The 18313-nt window shown below is 54.6% G+C and carries 14 protein-coding genes; 13 read left to right on the top strand and 1 reads right to left on the bottom strand.

Annotation, left to right across the window (positions count from 1 at the left end; all coding sequences use genetic code 11):
* Positions 1-17: 17 nt before the first annotated feature.
* The 12 genes from allB to ABID47_RS04810 all read left to right on the top strand — a co-directional run bounded on the left by allB (position 18) and on the right by ABID47_RS04810 (position 14653).
* Entirely contained in the window at positions 18-1439 is a 1422-nt protein-coding gene (allB, locus tag ABID47_RS04755; RefSeq protein WP_354495091.1) for an allantoinase AllB, read from the top strand.
* Positions 1436-2695, top strand: a complete 1260-nt coding sequence (locus tag ABID47_RS04760; RefSeq protein WP_354495092.1) for a Zn-dependent hydrolase — start codon at positions 1436-1438, stop codon at positions 2693-2695. Before allB ends, ABID47_RS04760 begins: the two co-directional genes overlap by 4 nt.
* Positions 2692-3963: a pyridoxal-phosphate-dependent aminotransferase family protein gene (locus ABID47_RS04765; RefSeq protein ID WP_435530585.1), complete on the top strand. Its 1272-nt coding sequence runs from the start codon at positions 2692-2694 to the stop codon at positions 3961-3963. Before ABID47_RS04760 ends, ABID47_RS04765 begins: the two co-directional genes overlap by 4 nt.
* Before the next feature lie 309 nt (positions 3964-4272).
* The gene (locus ABID47_RS04770; protein WP_354495093.1) at positions 4273-5328 is read left to right on the top strand and encodes an ABC transporter substrate-binding protein; all 1056 of its coding nucleotides are present in this window, start codon (positions 4273-4275) and stop codon (positions 5326-5328) included.
* A 280-nt stretch (positions 5329-5608) separates the two neighbouring features.
* The gene (locus ABID47_RS04775) at positions 5609-6463 is read left to right on the top strand and encodes an ABC transporter ATP-binding protein (protein WP_354495094.1); all 855 of its coding nucleotides are present in this window, start codon (positions 5609-5611) and stop codon (positions 6461-6463) included.
* Positions 6456-7112 (top strand): ABC-2 transporter permease, encoded by a 657-nt coding sequence (locus tag ABID47_RS04780; protein ID WP_354495095.1) that lies wholly within the window; start codon positions 6456-6458, stop codon positions 7110-7112. The genes ABID47_RS04775 and ABID47_RS04780 overlap by 8 nt, the downstream gene beginning before the upstream one ends.
* Complete coding sequence (locus ABID47_RS04785; protein ID WP_105442306.1) at positions 7109-7474, top strand: GntR family transcriptional regulator; 366 nt, start codon at positions 7109-7111, stop codon at positions 7472-7474. Before ABID47_RS04780 ends, ABID47_RS04785 begins: the two co-directional genes overlap by 4 nt.
* 259 nt (positions 7475-7733) lie before the next feature.
* Positions 7734-9482, top strand: coding sequence for a sensor histidine kinase (locus ABID47_RS04790; protein WP_354495096.1), 1749 nt, complete (start codon positions 7734-7736; stop codon positions 9480-9482).
* A complete protein-coding gene (locus ABID47_RS04795) occupies positions 9475-10905 on the top strand; it encodes a response regulator transcription factor (RefSeq protein ID WP_354495097.1) in 1431 nt (476 codons plus the stop codon). The genes ABID47_RS04790 and ABID47_RS04795 overlap by 8 nt, the downstream gene beginning before the upstream one ends.
* Positions 10906-11085: 180 nt before the next feature.
* A complete protein-coding gene (locus ABID47_RS04800; protein ID WP_354495098.1) occupies positions 11086-12762 on the top strand; it encodes an extracellular solute-binding protein in 1677 nt (558 codons plus the stop codon).
* A 93-nt stretch (positions 12763-12855) separates the two neighbouring features.
* On the top strand, positions 12856-13746 hold the full coding sequence (locus ABID47_RS04805; RefSeq protein WP_116229958.1) for an ABC transporter permease: 891 nt from the start codon (positions 12856-12858) through the stop codon (positions 13744-13746).
* A gap of 22 nt (positions 13747-13768) precedes the next feature.
* A complete protein-coding gene (locus ABID47_RS04810) occupies positions 13769-14653 on the top strand; it encodes a carbohydrate ABC transporter permease (protein WP_354495099.1) in 885 nt (294 codons plus the stop codon).
* Positions 14654-14829: 176 nt separating this feature from the next.
* Here the strand turns inward: ABID47_RS04810 and ABID47_RS04815 are convergent, their stop codons facing one another.
* Complete coding sequence (locus ABID47_RS04815) at positions 14830-16203, bottom strand: serine hydrolase (RefSeq protein WP_354495100.1); 1374 nt, start codon at positions 16201-16203, stop codon at positions 14830-14832.
* 757 nt (positions 16204-16960) lie between these two features.
* On the opposite strand from ABID47_RS04815, the gene ABID47_RS04820 reads away from it, so the two are divergent.
* Positions 16961-18292, top strand: coding sequence for an ABC transporter substrate-binding protein (locus tag ABID47_RS04820; protein WP_076171508.1), 1332 nt, complete (start codon positions 16961-16963; stop codon positions 18290-18292).
* Positions 18293-18313 lie beyond the last annotated feature (21 nt).

Here is an 18313-nt window from a genome sequence, read left to right on the forward strand (position 1 = left end):
AAAAAGGGGGGCGGAGCATGGATGCGCACGAAGAATGGATCATACGCGGCGGAAACGTCGTGCTTGAGGACGAAGTCGCAAAGATGGATATCGCCATTCGCAATGGAAAGATCACCGAAATCAAAGACCGCATCTCGGGGACGTCCGCTTCGAAAATCGTAGAAGCGGACGGCCAGATCGTCATGGCCGGCGTGGTGGATATGCATGTCCATCTCAATGAGCCCAACTTCGGACATTGGGAGGGGTTTGAGACGGGCTCTGCCGCGCTCGCGGCCGGTGGCTGCACGGCGTACGCGGATATGCCGCTGAACGGAAACCCGCCGACGGTTACGCTGGATGCGCTGCGGCACAAAGAACGATTGGCGCAAGGCCGGTCGGCGGTGGATTATGCCTTGTGGGGCGGACTGGTGCCAGGGCGATTGGACCAGCTGCGAGCGCTGGCCGATGCCGGCGTCATCGCATTCAAGGCGTTCATGTCAAATCCCGGCGGGGAAGGGGAGGGGCGATTCCGTGAGGTAGGGGAGGACGAACTGAGGGAAGGGATGCGGCACATTGCCGGTCTCGGTGGCCTCCTTGCACTGCATGCCGAAAGCGACGAAATGACGTCACGCCTGACTGCCGAGGCCCTTGCCGCAGGGCGGACCGATGCGGCAGCTTATGCGTTGACCCGCCCGGTCGAAGCCGAACTCGAGGCGGTAGCCTCCGCACTTGCCCTTGCGGAAGAGACGGGATGCCCCCTGCATTTCGTTCACATTAGCAGCCCCGAAGCGGTCGATCTGATTCAGGATGCCAAACAGCGCGGCCTTGACGTAACGCTGGAGACCTGCCCGCATTATTTGACTTTGAGCGAGGAGGATATGATCCGCATCGGACCGGCGGCCAAATGTGCGCCGCCGCTCCGTTCGGCCTTTCTAATAGAAGGCATGTGGGAACGTCTAAAGGCGGGTGCGATTGATTTCATCGCTTCCGACCACTCGCCCTGCCCGGAAGCGATGAAGGCCGTGACCGAAGACGGCGGCTTCTTTGGAGCATGGGGCGGCATCGCGGGTGCCCAGAGCACCCTGCTGCTGATGCTGGAGGAAGGATGGATCAAGCGGGGAATTCCGCTTCCGCAGCTCTCGAAGCTGTTGTCGGAACGTCCGGCCGGAAGATTTGGCCTTGGCCGCCGCAAAGGCAAAATTCAGGTGGGAATGGATGCCGATTTGGTGGTGATTCAGCCATCGTCTCCGCACGCCTTGCGCAGAGAGGATCTGCTGCAGCGCCACCGGCACAGCCCCTATATCGGCAGGATTTTCAGCTGCTCCGTAGCTGCGACGTACTGCCGGGGCCGCCTGGTCTATACGTCGGAGGCGGGGATCGTAAGTCCGGGTGCCGGCCGGCGGTTGACACCGCTGAAGCCGCACACTGCCGGCCGCAGCGGGGAGGTTGTGGCGCCATGAATATTGCCGCTGAATCTGGTGCTTTTGCCGATATGATGCGTCTGCTGGAAGATCTGGGCCGGATCGGGCGCGAACCCGGGGGCGGCGTCACCCGACTGCTGTATTCGCCGTCCTGGCAGGAGGCGCAGCGGCTGCTGGCCGGCCGCATGGCAGATGCGGGGCTGGAGGTGCGTTATGACCGGGTCGGGAACCTCTACGGGCGGCTGCCGGGCACCCGTCCCGATCTACCCGTCGTTCTGACTGGCTCCCACGTGGACACCGTTCGCGCCGGTGGAGACTACGACGGAGCCGGCGGCATCGCCGCCGGTATCGCCGCGCTGTCCTATTTGAAGCGGCGGTTCGGGATGCCTGTCCGTACGCTCGAAGTGGTCTCCTTCTGCGAGGAAGAAGGCAGCCGGTTCCCCTTAACGTATTGGGGCTCGGGCAGTATTGGCGGCCGCTACCGGATCGGCGATGGAATCGGCATTTACGACGCAGAGGGTGTATCGCTGGATGAGGCCATGAAAGCAGCTGGCTTCGGACACGGGAGCCAACCCGACTGCCGCCGGAGGGACATTGGCGATTACGTTGAGCTGCACATCGAACAGGGCGTCGTGCTGGAGGCAGCCGGACGGCGAATCGGCGTGGTCGAATCGATCGTCGGACAGCGCCGGTACGGGATCGCGGTGACGGGCAACAGCAACCATGCGGGAACGACGCCGATGTCCTACCGTGCCGATGCACTGGCCGGAGCGGCCGACATGATCGTCCGGGTGGAGGAAATGGCGAAGCGGGCCGGTAACGGAGTGGTAGCGACCGTCGGGCGGATCGAAGCCTTGCCCAATACTCCGAACGTCATTCCCGGCGAGGTACGCTTCTCCTTGGATATCCGTCATACCGAGAGTTGGATGCTGAACGAGTTCAGCGAGTCAGCTCTTGAAACGTTCCAAGAGATAGCCGCCGCAAGAAAGCTGCAGGTGAAGGCCGACTGCTGGCTGAAGACAGAGCCTGTCCCGATGGACGGTACATTGGCGGGACGGATCGAGCGGCTTTGCATGGAGGCGGGTCTGCCGTACCTGCGCATGGTCAGCGGCGCGGGACACGACGCGCAAATGATGGCCGCCGTCAGCCGCGCGGCCATGCTGTTCGTTCCGAGCCGGGGCGGGATCAGCCATGCCAAAGAGGAGTACACGGAACCGGCTCACCTTGCGGAAGGAGCGGCGGTTTTAGCTGCCTGCCTGCATGAGCTTGCCTATACGACAGGAGTGGATGGATGATGAATAGGGTATCCGGGGGAAGCTGGAATGAATTTGTGCCGATTTCGCGCATCATTATGACGCCGGGACCGGTTGAAGCCGACCCGCGCGTGCTGCGGGCCATGTCTTATCCCATTCTTGGTCAATTCGATCCGGCATTTACGGAGCTGATGAATGAAACGATGGGAATGCTTCGCGAATTGTTTCGTACGGACAACCGATGGGCGTACCCCGTCGACGGAACGTCGAGGTCCGGGATTGAAGCTGTGATGGCAAGCCTGATCGAGCCGGGAGACAAGGTGCTCGTCCCGATCTTCGGGCGTTTCGGCCACCTGCTGCACGAAATCGCCGAGCGGTGCGGCGGCAGGGTCATTACACTGGAGAAGCCGTGGGGTACTGTGTTCGACCCTGCCGAATTGATCGAAGCCATCGGCCGCGAGCAGCCGGATGTCGTCGCCATGGTACACGGGGAGACTTCCACGGGCCGAATGCAGCCGCTGGCCGGGATCGGCGAAGCCTGCCGTCGCCACGGCGCGCTGCTGATCATTGACGCCGTAGCAACCATCGGCGGCACGCCGGTTGATACGGACGCCTGGCAGCTCGACGCGGTCATCGGCGGCACGCAAAAGTGCCTTTCCGTTCCGTCAGGCATGGCGCCGATCACGTATAACGACCGCGCAGAGCGGAAAATTGTTGCCCGCAAACGCATTGAGCGGGGACTGCGCAGCAATACCGCTTCCCTCCCGTTACAGGAGGCTCCTCCGGGGCCTAGTCCCATCCAGAGCAATTATCTGGATTTGGCCCAGCTGCAGGATTACTGGAGCCCCAAGCGGCTGAACCATCATACGGAGATGACCTCCATGCTGTATGCGCTTCATGAAGGACTTCGCCTGGTGCTGGCCGAGGGACTGGAGGCGCGTTTCAAGCGGCACCGTATGCATGAATCCGCGTTGATGGCCGGGCTGACCTCGATGGGACTGTCCATGTACGGTGACCCGCTGTCCAAGCTGCCGATGGTGACCTGCGTGCAGATTCCGGAGTGCGTAGACGGGGAGATGGTACGTTCGATGCTGCTGCACCAATTCGGCATCGAAATTGCCAGCTCCTTTGGGCCGCTTGCGGGTCGGATTTGGCGGATCGGCACCATGGGATACAGCTGCAGGCAAACGAATATCCTGCACCTGCTGGGTTCGTTGGAGGCGGTACTGCTCCGGGCCGGCGTCAAGCTGCCGGCGGGTGAAGCGGTGCAGGCGGCATTAGACGCGTATGAAGAAGCGCGAGTGGGTTAGGTTCAGGCACCATCCATCCGTTTGCCTTTCGACTAAGGGTGTCGAAAAGCGCAAACGGCTTTTTTGGATTGTGCCAATGGAATTTTGGAATTTACGGGCCCGGGCGGGTGAAGACAGATACAATTTAGTCAGGTTCATGTAAGTATAATTCACAAAATAAAGGTGGTAATGTTAGGGGATAGGCGTTCGATACACATTTAATTTGATTTTTTGTTCGTGATTACAAATCGACGGCATATTTGTTGACGCTAATTTGACGTATCTCCTATGATAGGCATAGAAAGTCAAGTCCTAAGGGGGATGGATAACATGGCAACGAAAATGACAGCGAACAAACGCAGTGTTAAGAAGATGATGGCATTGTCCTTATGCGCCGTATTGATGACGGGAATGCTGGCCGCCTGTTCGGGGAAAACGGCAGCTCCGGAAACAGCATCCTCCGGGGAAAAGACGGGGACGGCTTCCGCAGAGCCGAAGCTGGAGAAATCCACCTTGGTTCTCAACTGGTTCGCCGAACCGGAACACGGCGGCAACTTCGCGGCCGTCCAGCAAGGCTTCTATAAGGACGCGGGGCTGGACATGACGCTGACGCCCGGGGGTCCGCAGGTATCCTCCACACAGATCGTAGCTTCCGGCAAAGCCGATTTCGGCATCGCGAACGGCGACGATATTCTGGTCGCAAGGCAGGAGGGCATTCCGATCGTAGCCATCGCCGCCTCGTTTCAGAAGAGCCCGCAGGTGCTGATTTTTCACAAGGAAGCGGGAATCCAGGACTTCTCCGACCTGAACGGACATGCGGTCTACGTCGCTCCGACGGCGAGTTTCTGGTTGTACATGAAAAGCAAATATAAGCTGGATCAGGTCAAGGAGCTGAAGTATACGGGATCGTTGGTCAATTTTGTGAACGACCCTAACGCTTTGACGCAGGGATACATCACTTCCGAGCCTTATACTTTGGAAAAACAGGGAGTGGACGCCGGCACGCTGCTGATCGCGGATTCCGGGTATAACCTTTACGCCAACGTCTATTTTACGACCGAGAAGATGATCAAGGAGCATCCGGACAAAGTCAAAGCGTTCGTTGAAGCGACGGTAAAAGGGTGGGATTACTACAAGAACCTCGCCGAGGAAGTCAATCCAGCCATCCACGAGCAAAACCCGGATATGGATCTGGATATGATGAAGTACAGCGCCGAGAAGGAGATGGATCTCGTATTCGGCGGTGACGCGGCGGAGCAGGGCGTCGGTACCATGACGAAGGAGCGGTGGGAAGAGGTGCAGAAGCAGCTCATCGAAGTCGGCGTTTTGAAGGAAGCGGAGCCGATCGCCAACGTATTTACCACCGAGTTTTTACCGGCCAAATAAAGCAACTCAGGCCATTCCGCCGTATCCTTCCTCTCGCAAGTCCAGAACAAGGAGTGGCCAAAATATTAACCCTTTAGACCCAAAGAAAAGCAGCGCCGACGCGGCGATGCTTTTCTTTTTTTGTATGCGATACAACTTTTGGAGAACGCCGGGCGGTTTTGAATTCATGCCTTTTGAATAAAAACTTTTCAACATTCCGCTTTCCATCCATTGACTTGAGCATTGCTGTGATGATATATTGTGCATACACGATATACACAATTTATCGAGGAGGAACGGTATGCTGGCCTTAGACATTCGAAACTTAAGTAAAACCTATCCGAATTTCCAGTTGAAAGACGTCTCATTTCAGCTGGAAAAGGGATATATTATGGGATTTATCGGCGCCAATGGCGCAGGAAAGACAACGACGATCAAATCGATTTTAAATCTGATTCGTACCGACAGCGGTGAAGTGCGAATTTTAGGCAAGAACATTGCCGAACACGAAATCGAATTAAAGCAGGACATCGGATATGCGTTTGGCGGCATCGATTTTTATACCCGGAGCAAAATAAAAGCCTTGACGGAAGTGGTTAAAAGGTTCTATTCCAACTGGGATGATGAAATTTATTCGTCTTATTTAAGAAGATTCAAATTGGATGAGAACAAAAAAATCGTCGAGTTGTCGACAGGGATGAGAGTAAAGTACAGTTTGGCCCTTGCCTTATCCCATGGCGCAAAGCTTCTGATTCTTGATGAACCGACAAGCGGGCTGGATCCGATCGCCCGGGACGATCTGCTCGAACTGTTTCAATCGCTCGTCGCGGAAGGTGAAATCAGCATTCTGTTCTCAACGCACATAACATCGGACTTGGAAAAATGCGCGGATTATATTACCTATATCCATAACGGGCGAATCATCAACAGCGCCGAAAAAGAGGAGTTTATCGACTCCTACCGTTTGCTGAACGGTAGCGCGAGCCAGCTGGATCAGGTGAAGGAGCTGTTGATATCCTATAAAACGAACTCGTTCGGCTTTACGGGTTTGATCCATGCCGAAGACTTCGATCCGTCCCTGGATATACAAGCGGCCCGGCCGACGCTTGAGGAAATTATGATTTATTTCGCGAAACAGGAGGAACTGTATGTATAACTTGGTGATGAAGGATTTAAAATTGGGAATCAACCCGTTGTTTTTTATTATGCCTGTTGTCCTTGGCGCGTTGATGCTCATTCCAGGCTGGCTCTATTTTATCGTGCTGCTGTATTTTTGCTGGATCACGGTTCCCAATATATTTGGCCAATTCCGGGCGCAAAACGATTTGATGTTTACCTCGATGATGCCAGTCACCAAAACAGACATGGTAAAAGCAAGGGTGCTCGTCATTGTCATTCTGGAAATGCTGCATCTGGTGATGGCCGTCATTTTTGGAACGATCAACATCTTCCTGTATCCGGATCTGACCTACTATTTCTTCGGGCCATATGCGGGTTTTTGGGGATTGTGCTTCGTGATGCTAGGGATCTTCAATATGCTCTTTATCCCTATGTACTACAAAACCGCGTATAAGTATGGCGGGGCGCTATTCGCAGGGGTTGCCGGAGCAATGGTTTTTGCCACACTCGCCCAATGGATCGGAATCCAAAATTCTTTTGTGTCCGACATGTTCAATGGAGACGGCGTCCACAATGCGGCGCTGCAAGCATCCATCCTGATCGCCGGAATCGTTATTTTCATCGCACTCACTGTGATTGCTTACAAGATTGCGGTTAAACGTTTCCACAAAGTGGAGATCCAATGAACATTGCGATTTCGAACAATTCCGAAAAACCGATCTACCAGCAGCTTTTCGAACAAATCAGCGCCCAAATTTTGAAAGGGGAGCTGGAAAGCGGCTATAGTTTACCGCCGATCCGGCAAGCGGCCCAGGAGCTGCGCGTTAGCGTCATCACCGTAAAGAAAGCCTGGGAAGAACTCGAGCGATGCGGTTTGATCAACACGGTCACGGGAAAAGGGTGCTTTGTCGCCGATTTCTCACCCGAAGACAAGCTGCGAATACGCGATGAAATGATTTTGAAGCAGATGGTTAACGATACGGCATACTACAAATCCTTCGGCCTTACTCTGGATGAAGTGATGGAACTGATGAAGAAAATTTATTAAGCACCGCCTGATTGAGCTTGGAAAAAGACATCCGTAAAAGCCCAGCGGAACAGCGAATGAACGATCGCCGTTTCTGCCGGGCTTTTTTTTGCCGTTGTCAACGCAGTTACCGCATGCAGAGCATTTTTCCGGGCTAAAGCGATAAATCGTTAATGCATGCCTGGCTTCGCCTGTGTTAACCTACATCTGATCTTCTCCCAATTCATTTTCCGAGACCTGAAGGAGGGGCCGAGCCAAGCATGAGAAAAGAGGGACTGCCATGATGACTGTCATGAAAACAAAGTGGAAGGCGCGTATCTATCATTATTTGACCTTGAAACGAAGGATTATGATCATTTTTCTGTTCAGCTCATTGATTCCGTTTGTCAGTATCGTGCTCATCTCGTATTTCACCATTTACTCCATCCTCACCAACAAAATCCAAAACGGCATCCAGAGCAACCTCAAGCAGGTCGAGCTCTCCCTGGAAAACTCCATCAACAACCTCAACCATGTGTCGCAGCAGTTCGCCGTAGGCGGAAGCGTCGGAAACAAGCTGAGTGAAATGCTGTCGGCGGAGGAGCCTTTCGAACGGGCGAAAACGCTCAGCGATTTGAAGGAGGAGCTCGGCCTGATTACGTTCACCAACCCCAGTATCGGACTGGCCATGTATTATTTTATGAACGACCGTCACTATGAACTGGAGAATACGGGCGTCAAGGACAGCTTTGCTCCCGATAAGCTCCCCCTGCTGGCCCAGTACAGCCAAATTTCGTACTACGGACCGCATGTGAGCAACAGCCGTTTTGACAACCAATACGTGCTTTCGGCCATGCGCAAAGTGGACCTGCCTAACCTGGACGGCGTGTACATTTACATGGAGACCGGCTTTAAGCTGACGCAGAACATATTGAATAATGATGCCGTCGGCGGGACGGCTTCCCATGTGTTTGTGGATAACGACGGGCGGATCGCCTACAGCGACGCCCCGGATTCGTTTCAGGTCGGAACGAAGTTTCCGCATTTCGATCAGGCCAAGTCGTCGGGCACGGAACAAGGCTACTACTGGTTTAAAGAAACAAGCAATCAAGGCTGGAGCATCGTCTCGTTAACATCCAAGGCGGACTATAACCGCGAAATGAACCGCTGGTTCGTGCAGATCGGCCTGTTTTCGCTGCTGTTTCTCGGCATGAGCCTGCTGCTGGGTTGGCTGTTGTGGAAAATGGTCTACCGCCCGCTTCGCGGCTTTCACCGGGAAATCGAACAAATGGCTGACAGCCGCATCGGCAGTCCGGCTGCCCGCACCCATATTCCGGAATTCGACCTGCTGGTGCGGCGGTTTCAGCAAATGAAGCATCAAATTTGGGAATTGTTCCGGGAAGTCGAGGCCAAGGAAAAAAGGCGTGCGGATCTGGAGGTAGAGAAGCTGCTGTATCAGATCAACCCGCATTTTTTGATGAACAGCCTGGATACCGTCCGCTGGATCGCGGTCATGAACGGGCAGGAGGAAATCGACAGGCTTGTCTCTTCCTTGAACAAACTGCTGCATTACAATCTGGGAAAGCTCGGCCAGACGTCCACCATTCAGGAGGAGATTGATGCGGTAAAGCAGTACCTGATTTTGCAGCAAATCCGCTACGATTTTCAGTTCGACGTCCATATCCACGTTGATCAGGAGGTGCTGGATGTGCCTATTCCCCGGTTTATTTTGCAGCCGCTCGTCGAGAACGCCCTCTATCACGGATTGGACGACGACGGCTATATCCAGGTGGATGTACGGCAGTTGGATCAAATCGAGATCTCCATCCGGGATAACGGAGCAGGCATTCCCGAGGACAAAATCGAGGCGCTGCTGTCCGCAGAGGTCGGGAACCGGAGTGCCGGCATGGGCATCGGGATGAGCTACGTCAACCGGATCATCGGGATGCATTACGGCGGAAGGGCCAAGCTCGAGCTATCGAGCAGGCTCGGAGAAGGGACGACGATCAAGCTTAGCTTACCTAATGAAGGAGGTGCGGACCATGATTAAAGTACTCGTGGTCGATGACGATAAACTGGTCCGGAAAGGGCTCATTTCGGTGATGCCCTGGCAGGATTTCGAGATGGAGGTAATCGGGGAGGCGAACAACGGAGCAAAAGCGCTGGAATTTCTGGACAATCATGAAGTCGATCTGCTGCTGACGGATCTGGAAATGCCGGTCATGTCCGGTATGGAGCTGATGCGCTTGGTGCGTGAACGGCATCCGGAGGTTTACATCGCGGTGCTGACCCTGCATCAGGATTTCGAATACATCCAGGAAGCGATCCGGCTGGGAGCGATTGATTATATCGCCAAGGTCCAGCTGGAGAAGGAACGGTTCGAGGAGGTGCTGGGACGGATTCATCGCCGCATCACAGAGCAGGAAGTGCGGCTTCGGAAGCTGCGCATACAGCCCGGGGCAAGCAGCCCTGACGAATCCTTTGCGACGGACCGTGGTTATGCGCTGCTGTCAGTGGTCCGCGATCCGGAACAAGGTGCTGTGGTGGAGTGGGCGGTCCGGTATGCGGAGCGTTTTGCTGAATTGGGGCGCCAAGTCTTGTTCTTTACCCTTGGGGGAGGGGAGAAGGGGGAGGAGGGGCTGGATGAGCTGGTACGATTGGCTTCAGCGGACGCCGGGTGGACGCTGATCCGGTTAAAGGGTATCCAGGGCCGAATGCCTTCCGAAGTGTATGACCAGGTGCGGAGGTACTGCGAAGGGGAGTTTTTTTATGAATATGACCCGGCCGTAAAGGTCATGGATCGATCCTTGTCACTGCTCGCGCAGAGCGTGAGCCCCGTAAATGATGATCTTACATTCACCGTAATGGCCCAGTGGCTCTCGCCGGGCTGGATCTACCGGGAAGGTTTGTTGCAGGCAAATCTGCAGGAGCTGAAAGAACTGCGGCTGCCGCAGGCGGAGCTCTCGGGGCGGCTGTACGTGCTGGCCGACCGGTTGGACCAGCTGGCCGGTAAAACCGGAACGACTCGCATTCGCCTGCCCGCTCCGCTGAATTCCTGGTTCGAGGTCGAAGCGTGGTTTAACGGCGTCCGCAAGCAGCTTCGCGAAGAATGGGGCAGGGCTCCTTATTCGCCCGAAGTTGTTCAGAGCGTGATGACAGCCGTATCCATGCTGCACGAGGAGCTGGACCAGCCGGTGACGGCGGCGGAAATCGCCCGCAGGGTCAGCATGAGCCGCAGTTATTTCAGCCAGTGCTTCAAGGAAATTGTCGGGACCAACTTCAATGCCTACCTGCGCCGCATCCGTCTGGATCAAGCCAAACATTACTTGCGGAATACGACCAAAACGGTCCTCTGGATCGCACAGCACGTCGGCTATGAGGACGAAAAGTATTTCAGCCGATCTTTCCGGGAGTATACCGGGCTGCTGCCGAGCGAATATCGGAATCAATCGGATCAGGATAGAGAAGGGTAGAGAAATGTCCTCCGGCAAGTAGGAAATTCGTCGAAAACGCTTCAGTGAAACCGCTGACATCCTCCCGATTGAAGTCAATTGTCTATCCCAACCTGAAACTTCCGTCTAACCGGGAAAAGCGGAACCCTGTGTTACCTTAGAGGTGCAAGCAAACCAAGAGCGAAAGAAGGGGCGAAGAAGATGAGAGCAAAATCCATGATGAGCCTGGCGATAGCGGGCCTGATGCTGGTTCTGTCGGCCTGCGGCAGCGGCGGCGCTTCGGAGAAGGAAGCCGACGTATCCAAAGATCCGGTGGACCCGTTCGGCAATTACAGCGAGACGGTTACGATCAACATCGGCAAAGAGGTGGACTCGGCAGATAAGAGCCTTCCGCCAGGAGACTCACCGGAAAATAACGTCTATACCCGGTACGTCAAGGACAACCTCAATATCGATACGAAGATTATTTGGCAGGCCGGCGTCGGCAAGGATTATCAGCAAAAGGTAAATCTGGCCATCGCCAGCAACGACCTTCCGGATGCTCTTGTCGTAACGGACACGCAGCTGCGGCAGATGGTCAAGAGCAACCAGCTGGCCGACCTGTCGGAAGTATACGAGCAGTATGCCTCCCCTGTGCTGAAAAAGATCATCGATTCGACGGATGGGCTTGCGATGAAATCCGTCACCTTCGACGGAAAAATGTATGCGCTGCCAAACGTGACGGCGGAATCGGACATGCAGCATATTATGTGGATTCGCAAGGACTGGCTCGACAAGCTCGGTCTTGAAGTCCCGCGTAACGTCGAGGAGCTGGAGAAGGTCGCCAAAGCCTTTGTGGAACAGGATCCGGACGGTAATGGCAAAAACGACACCATCGGCATCAGCGGCCCGCAATCCGGCGGACTGCTCAATGCGGATTTCATCAATCCGAACAACAACAACTACGGATTTGATCCGATCTTCGGCGCCTATCACGCGTATCCGGGCTTTTGGCTGAAGGGCGCAGACGGGAAGCCGACCTACGGATCCATCGAACCCGAAACGAAGGAGGCGCTCGCCAAGCTCCGGGACCTGTATGCCAAAGGGCTGATCGATCCGGAAATGAGCATCCGCAAGGACGCGCAGGAGCTGATCAAGAACGGCACATCCGGAATCTACTTCGGCCTGTGGTGGGCAGGAGGGTACGGCCCGCTGGCGGACGCCATCAAAAACAATCCGAAGGCGAACTGGCAGGCCTACACCCTGCTCGACAAGAACGGGGAGTTCACACCTCATATGGGAACGCCGTCCAACCAATATCTCGTCGTCCGCAAGGGCTACAAGCATCCGGAAGCTGCGATCAAAATGGAAAACCTTCTGCTCCGGGACGAATCCAAATTCGACGTCAGCGTCGGCATCGGGAATTACCCGCTGCGCATCGTGTTTGCGCCAATGGACGAAATGTACGTGACCTACAACGCGATGAAGGAAGTGCTGGCCGGCACCAAAAAGCCGGAGGAGCTCGATCTGCCGGGCTATAAGCTGCTGAAGGCCGATGCCGAGAACATTAAGAAGGTGAAGCTCGAACCATACGATAAAATGGACATTCAGTATTGGGACCCGAATGCGGATTTAGGCGCCTGGAAGCGGCTCTACTCCACCTTGGTCGGCATTGCGCCGCTGATGGAGCCCTATAAAAAGACGTACAGCCTGACCTATTCCCAAACGAAAACGATGGAGAGCAAGTGGGCGACACTCGACAAGATGGAGAAGGAAACGTTTCTGAAAATCATTATGGGAGCGGCCCCGCTGGACACCTTTGATCAGTTCGTGAAGGACTGGCGGAAGCAGGGCGGGGACGACATTCTCAAGGAAGTCGCGGAAATCGCGCAGCAGTAGGCTTTTAACGCTCCAACGAAAGGCAGGTGCCGGGAACCGTTCCGGCGCCTCCCCTATTTAAGCATATGACCCGGAAAAGGAAGGGGCTGCAAGATGATTAACAAAGGATTCGCCAAGCACTATTACTTGATGCTTCTCCCCGGAATGATCTGGCTGACCCTGTTCAGCATCGTTCCGATGTTCGGCATCGTCATGGCTTTTCAGGATTACAACCCGGGCCTCGGAATTCTGCATTCGGAATGGGTCGGTCTTGAAAACTTCAAATACATGTTTTCCTTGAACGACAGCGTCACGATTCTGGTCAACACCCTGGTGATCGCCGTGCTCAAAATTGTAGGTAATCTGGTCATCCCGCTCGTCTTTGCCCTGCTGCTGAATGAGCTGCGGCTGCGGTATTTGAAGCGCTGGATTCAGACGATCGTATACCTGCCGCATTTTTTGTCCTGGGTTATCCTTTCGGGGATTCTGCTCGATATCTTCGGCTACACCGGCCCGGTGAACCAAATCTTGTCGGTGTTTCATATCAAGCCGGTCCTGTTCTTCGGGCGGGCGGACCTGTTTCCGGCCCTCATCGTAGGAAGCGACGTGTGGAAGGAATTCGGGTTTAACACGATCATTTATTTGGCCGCGCTGACGGGCATCAACCCGGCTCTGTACGAGGCGGCTGCGATCGACGGGGCTACCCGGTTCAAGCGGATGCTGCACGTGACGCTTCCCGGCATCGTCTCGGCGATCGTGCTGCTCTCGGTGCTCAGCCTTGGCAATGTACTGAACGCGGGCTTTGAGCAGATCTTCAATCTATACAACCCGCTGGTCTATTCCAGCGGCGACATTATCGACACCTGGGTCTACCGGACGGGGCTGGTCAATCTGCAGTTCAGCCTGGCGACCGCCATGGGCCTGCTCAAATCGGTGGTCAGCTTCCTCATGATCACGATCTCCTATTATCTCGCTTACCGGTTTGCCAACTACCGTATCTTTTGATGACAAAAGGAGTGCATGTTCAATGGTAAAAGACAACACGGCAGGCTCCCGGCTGTTTGATATTGCGCTGATCGTGATCCTGGTAGGCATCGCAATCTTATGCATCCTGCCCATCTGGTACACCCTTGCCGTATCCCTCAGCAACAATGCAGCGGCAAGCTCGGGCCGGGTCGGGCTGTGGCCCGTCGGTTTCAACCTCGGTTCTTACCAGGAGCTGATGGGAGACCGCAAATTTTTTAACTCGTTCTGGATATCCGTGCAGCGGGTCATCCTCGGGGCGGGGCTGAACTTTGTGGTCATTCTGCTGATGGCGTATCCGTTATCCAAAAATGCCAAGGAGCTGCCGTATCGCAATGTACTCATGTGGATCCTCGTGTTTACGATGCTGTTTAACGGCGGACTGATTCCCTGGTACATGACGGTGAAGTCGCTGGGGCTCATCAACAACATTTGGGCGCTCGTTCTCGGCAACAGCGTGCCGGTATTCAGCGTCATCCTTGTCATTAACTTTTTCCGTAATCTGCCTAAAGAGCTGGAGGAGGCAGCGCTTGTCGACGGTACGGGTCCCTGGCGGATGATGATCCAAATCTTTGTCCCGCTCGCGGGGCCGGTCATTGCTACGGTTACGCTGTTCAGCATCGTGTATCATTGGAACGAATTTTTTAACGGGCTCGTGCTGATGTCGGCGGCGGACCATTATCCGCTTCAGACGTATATCCAGCAGATGGTGGTGGTGATCGATGCCAACACGATGACGGCCGAACAGATTCAGCGGATGAGCGAACTGTCGAACCGGACGCTGAATGCGGCCAAAATTATCATTGCGATGATTCCGGTGCTGGTCATCTATCCGTTTCTGCAGCGGTTCTTTATTACGGGGATTACGCTGGGCTCCGTGAAGGAATGAGGGGACACTGGCAAAATGGATCAGGGAACAGCCGCTGATCCAGTATCGCCCTTGCGTGCTGAGCCCGACGAAAAAGCAAGGAATAAAGACAAAAGGGATGCCCTTACGCCGATACGACGGCAGGGCATCCCTTTATGTGTTGAATAAAGCGGCAGCTTAGATGAAGCCGGACCGGATCAGCGAGTAAAATTCCACATGCCGGTGATGAATCGGGACCCGTCCTGCCGGTTTGCAGGTTGGTCCGTCCTTCGAGCTGCAGCAGGCTCCATCATTCCTAATTGGAGAGCTCGGCTGACATAACCTGCGGCCCAGGAGGGAACGGTGCCTTCGTTGGCTTCGGGAGCTTCCTCTGACGCCGAGGCTTCGCGGTGAATAAACACATAGGCGCGAACCGCAATCGCAGCCATCTCGGCGCGGGTGATTACCGCCGTTCCGTCAAACCGGCCGTCGCCGGTTCCTCTTACGAGACCGGCTTGACGGGCTGCGGCGATATCGCCTGCATACGGACTGTCTTCGCCGATATCGTGAAACCGGCTCGAATGATCCGCAGCGGATGCCAGGCCAAGCTCTCTGGCGACCAGGGAAGTGAACTCGGCGCGGGTGAGCGGACTGCCGGCGGATGCTTCCTGATCCTTGACCAGCTCGCTGTAGATGGCTCTGGCGGCCTTTTGCACGATGGGATTGCCGATCCGCTGCGCTTCGTCGAAATCCTGGGTTGTCGTTACCTGCAGCAGCACGGAGACGGCAAGCTCATGCCCCGGTACAAGGAAATACCCGGCATCGTGGGTGACGTTGGCGTTTTCCCCGGTTTTATGGGCGATTGGCGCAGGCAGCGCTGCTCCAAACTTGGTGTTGACCTCCTGCCGGGCCATCCAGGCGATGATCTGGTTTCTCGAGGAGACGCTGAGGAAGGAACCCTGATAGATTTGGCCGAGCAGCTCCGTCAAATCCGCGGCGTCGATGTAATTGTCCTGGGCGGGGGAGGGGGCAGCCGCAAACATTTTGCGTCCAAGGTGCATCGTCCGAAGGTCCAATTGGTCCATCAGCTGCTGGACCCTGTCCATGCCGACCTTGTCGATGAGCACGTTGGTCGCCGTGTTGTCCGACTGGGTGATCATCAGACGGGCAAGGCGTTCCAGCGTAAGGTCCTGCGGAAAGCTTTCGTTCTGCAGCGATCCGCTGCCGCCCACGACGTCTTCGGGTGTTACCGTGACCTGATCGGCCAGGGACAGCTCGCCCCGATCAACCTGCTGCATCAACGCGGATACGACGGCAAGCTTGATCGTACTGGCCGGCATGTACGGCTCCCGCGATCCAAGCAGCAGTGTTTCATGCCCGTAATGGCCGCTGAGGTCGCGGATGCCGACCGACATGCGAATCCCATCCTTCTCCGCCTGCTGGAGGATGGGAGTCAGGGCTGATGCGATAGCAGATAATCCTTTTTCCGGAGAAGCATCGGACGCTGCCGGAAGCAAGCTGGTCAGCAGGGCAGTAGCGGCAATCGTCGTCATCAGCGTTCTTCTTAATACCGGTTTCCGTCTGCGGGTCATCAAACATCCCTCCAAAAAAGAAATGTTATATAAAATGACATGATCAGTTGGTGTATACCTCTTATTATAAATGGATGTAATATTAGTTTACAATCTGTTTTTGTGAGCGTTCACTTTTTGTTCATAACATTCTGTCGATGCCGTGGATTTGACAAAATTACTTACATAGGCTCGGGAATAAAGTGGGAGCTTGGGCTCCGTTTTTTTTATTTTATAAAAACATAAAATAGTAGGGACGTTAGAAGAAACGTGCAGAAAAATGTCGATTGGTTGGGGTGGAATGCAGAGAATGAGGATAACGATCGCTAAGTAAAGGGAGAGAAGAGCTAGTATGGGCAGCTAAATGAAGAAAAGGACGTATTGGAGGTAAATGTGACCCCTGTTATTATGTTTTAAAAAAATATAAAATGTTTTAGATTTTATATTTACAACTCCATTTCCTGTATGTTATTTTATACTTGCAAACGGATTCATTCAATATGTATTGAATTATTTTAGAAAACATTAAAACCGAGGAGGTCATCTTCGCAGCAACCTACCGAAGCTGCCCCGGTTCAGCTTGCGGAAGCGGCGCCCGGAAAAATGGTTCCTGAGATGAGGAGCCGCCGGAGCCCGGCAGGGGAGTTGAAATCAGACACAAATGAAAGCGCTTTATTCATGTTTTTAGGTCACCCGTTCTTGGTCAGTCAGATTTGTTTTGTCCTGCAAGTGCTTGGCGGCAAGAAAAATCATTGAAGCTTAGGGGAGGATCCTGGATATGAAGAAAAAATGGCTGATGCTGCTGCTGGTCGTCACGATGACGACGATGTTGTGGGGATGCGGCAAGTCTTCCAATAGTGCGGAAGGCAAAACGTCCGTCCTGGACGGAGGGGCCGGCGACACGGCAACCGAGCTGTCCTACTGGACATTTGTGGAGCTGCACGGGCAGCATTTCAAGAAGATGCTGGAGAAATGGAACGCGGCGAACCCGGATCGCCAAATTAAGCTGAACGTCACGGTCATGCCGTATGACGACATGCATAACAAGCTCTCGATCGCGGTACAGACAGGCGTTGGGGCACCGGATATTGCAGACATTGAGATCGGCAAGTTTCCCGATTTTCTGAAAGGCACCCCTCAGCTGGAGCCTCTGAACGACGTGGTCGAGCCTTACAAAGATACCATCGTCCAGTCCCAGATCGATATGTACAGCAAGGAAGGGAAGGTTTACGGACTCTCGACCCACGTCGGTGCGTCGGTTGCGTTCTATAACACCGAAATTCTAAAGGAAGCCGGCGTGGACTACAAATCGATCGTCACCTGGGACGATTTCAAGAAGGCAGGCATGCAGGTGTACGAGAAGACCGGCAAATACATGGGTACGGCGGATACGAGCGCCGGTTGGGAGGCATCGATGATGCTGGCTCAGCAGAAAAGCGATTTTACCGATGATGCGGGCAATCCGATCGTCAATTCGGACGCCATGGTCAAAGGATTGAAGGTGCTGAAAGATCTGCAGGATAACAACGTCATCGCCACAATTGCCGGCGGACAGCCGGATACGGAGGAAGCGTACGGCGAGTTTAACGAAGGAAAATATGCGACGGCTTTCATGCCGCTGTGGATGATGTCACGTTACACGAACTACATGCCTGACCTGTCCGGTAAAATCGCACTTGCGCCGATTCCGGTCATGGAAAAAGGAATGCCGCGCTCTTACGGCGGAGGCGGGACCGGTACCGTCGTCACGAAAACAGCCAAAGACGTTCAGCTGGCCAAAGACTTCATTGCGTACGCCAAGCTGTCCCTCGACGCGAACATTGAAATCTGGAACACGCTTGGCTTTGACCCGATCAATATGGACGTATGGAACATGAAGGACGTGACGCATAATCCCGAAAACCAATTCGTGAAGTATTTCGTCAACAACCCGTTTGACGTGCTGAACGACATCAAGGATGAAATCCGTCTGATCAAATCGACGCCGGCTTCGCCGACGATCAACAACGTGCTGTACACGACGACGCTCAACGAAATTTTCGAGGACGGACGTGACATTAAGGAAGCGCTGGACGACGCGCAGGCACAGATCGAACAGGAACTGAAATAGCCGGCATGCCCGGAACCAGAG

The organism is Paenibacillus favisporus (assembly GCF_040545415.1).
In the GTDB taxonomy this organism is placed as follows: domain Bacteria; phylum Bacillota; class Bacilli; order Paenibacillales; family Paenibacillaceae; genus Paenibacillus_AQ; species Paenibacillus_AQ favisporus.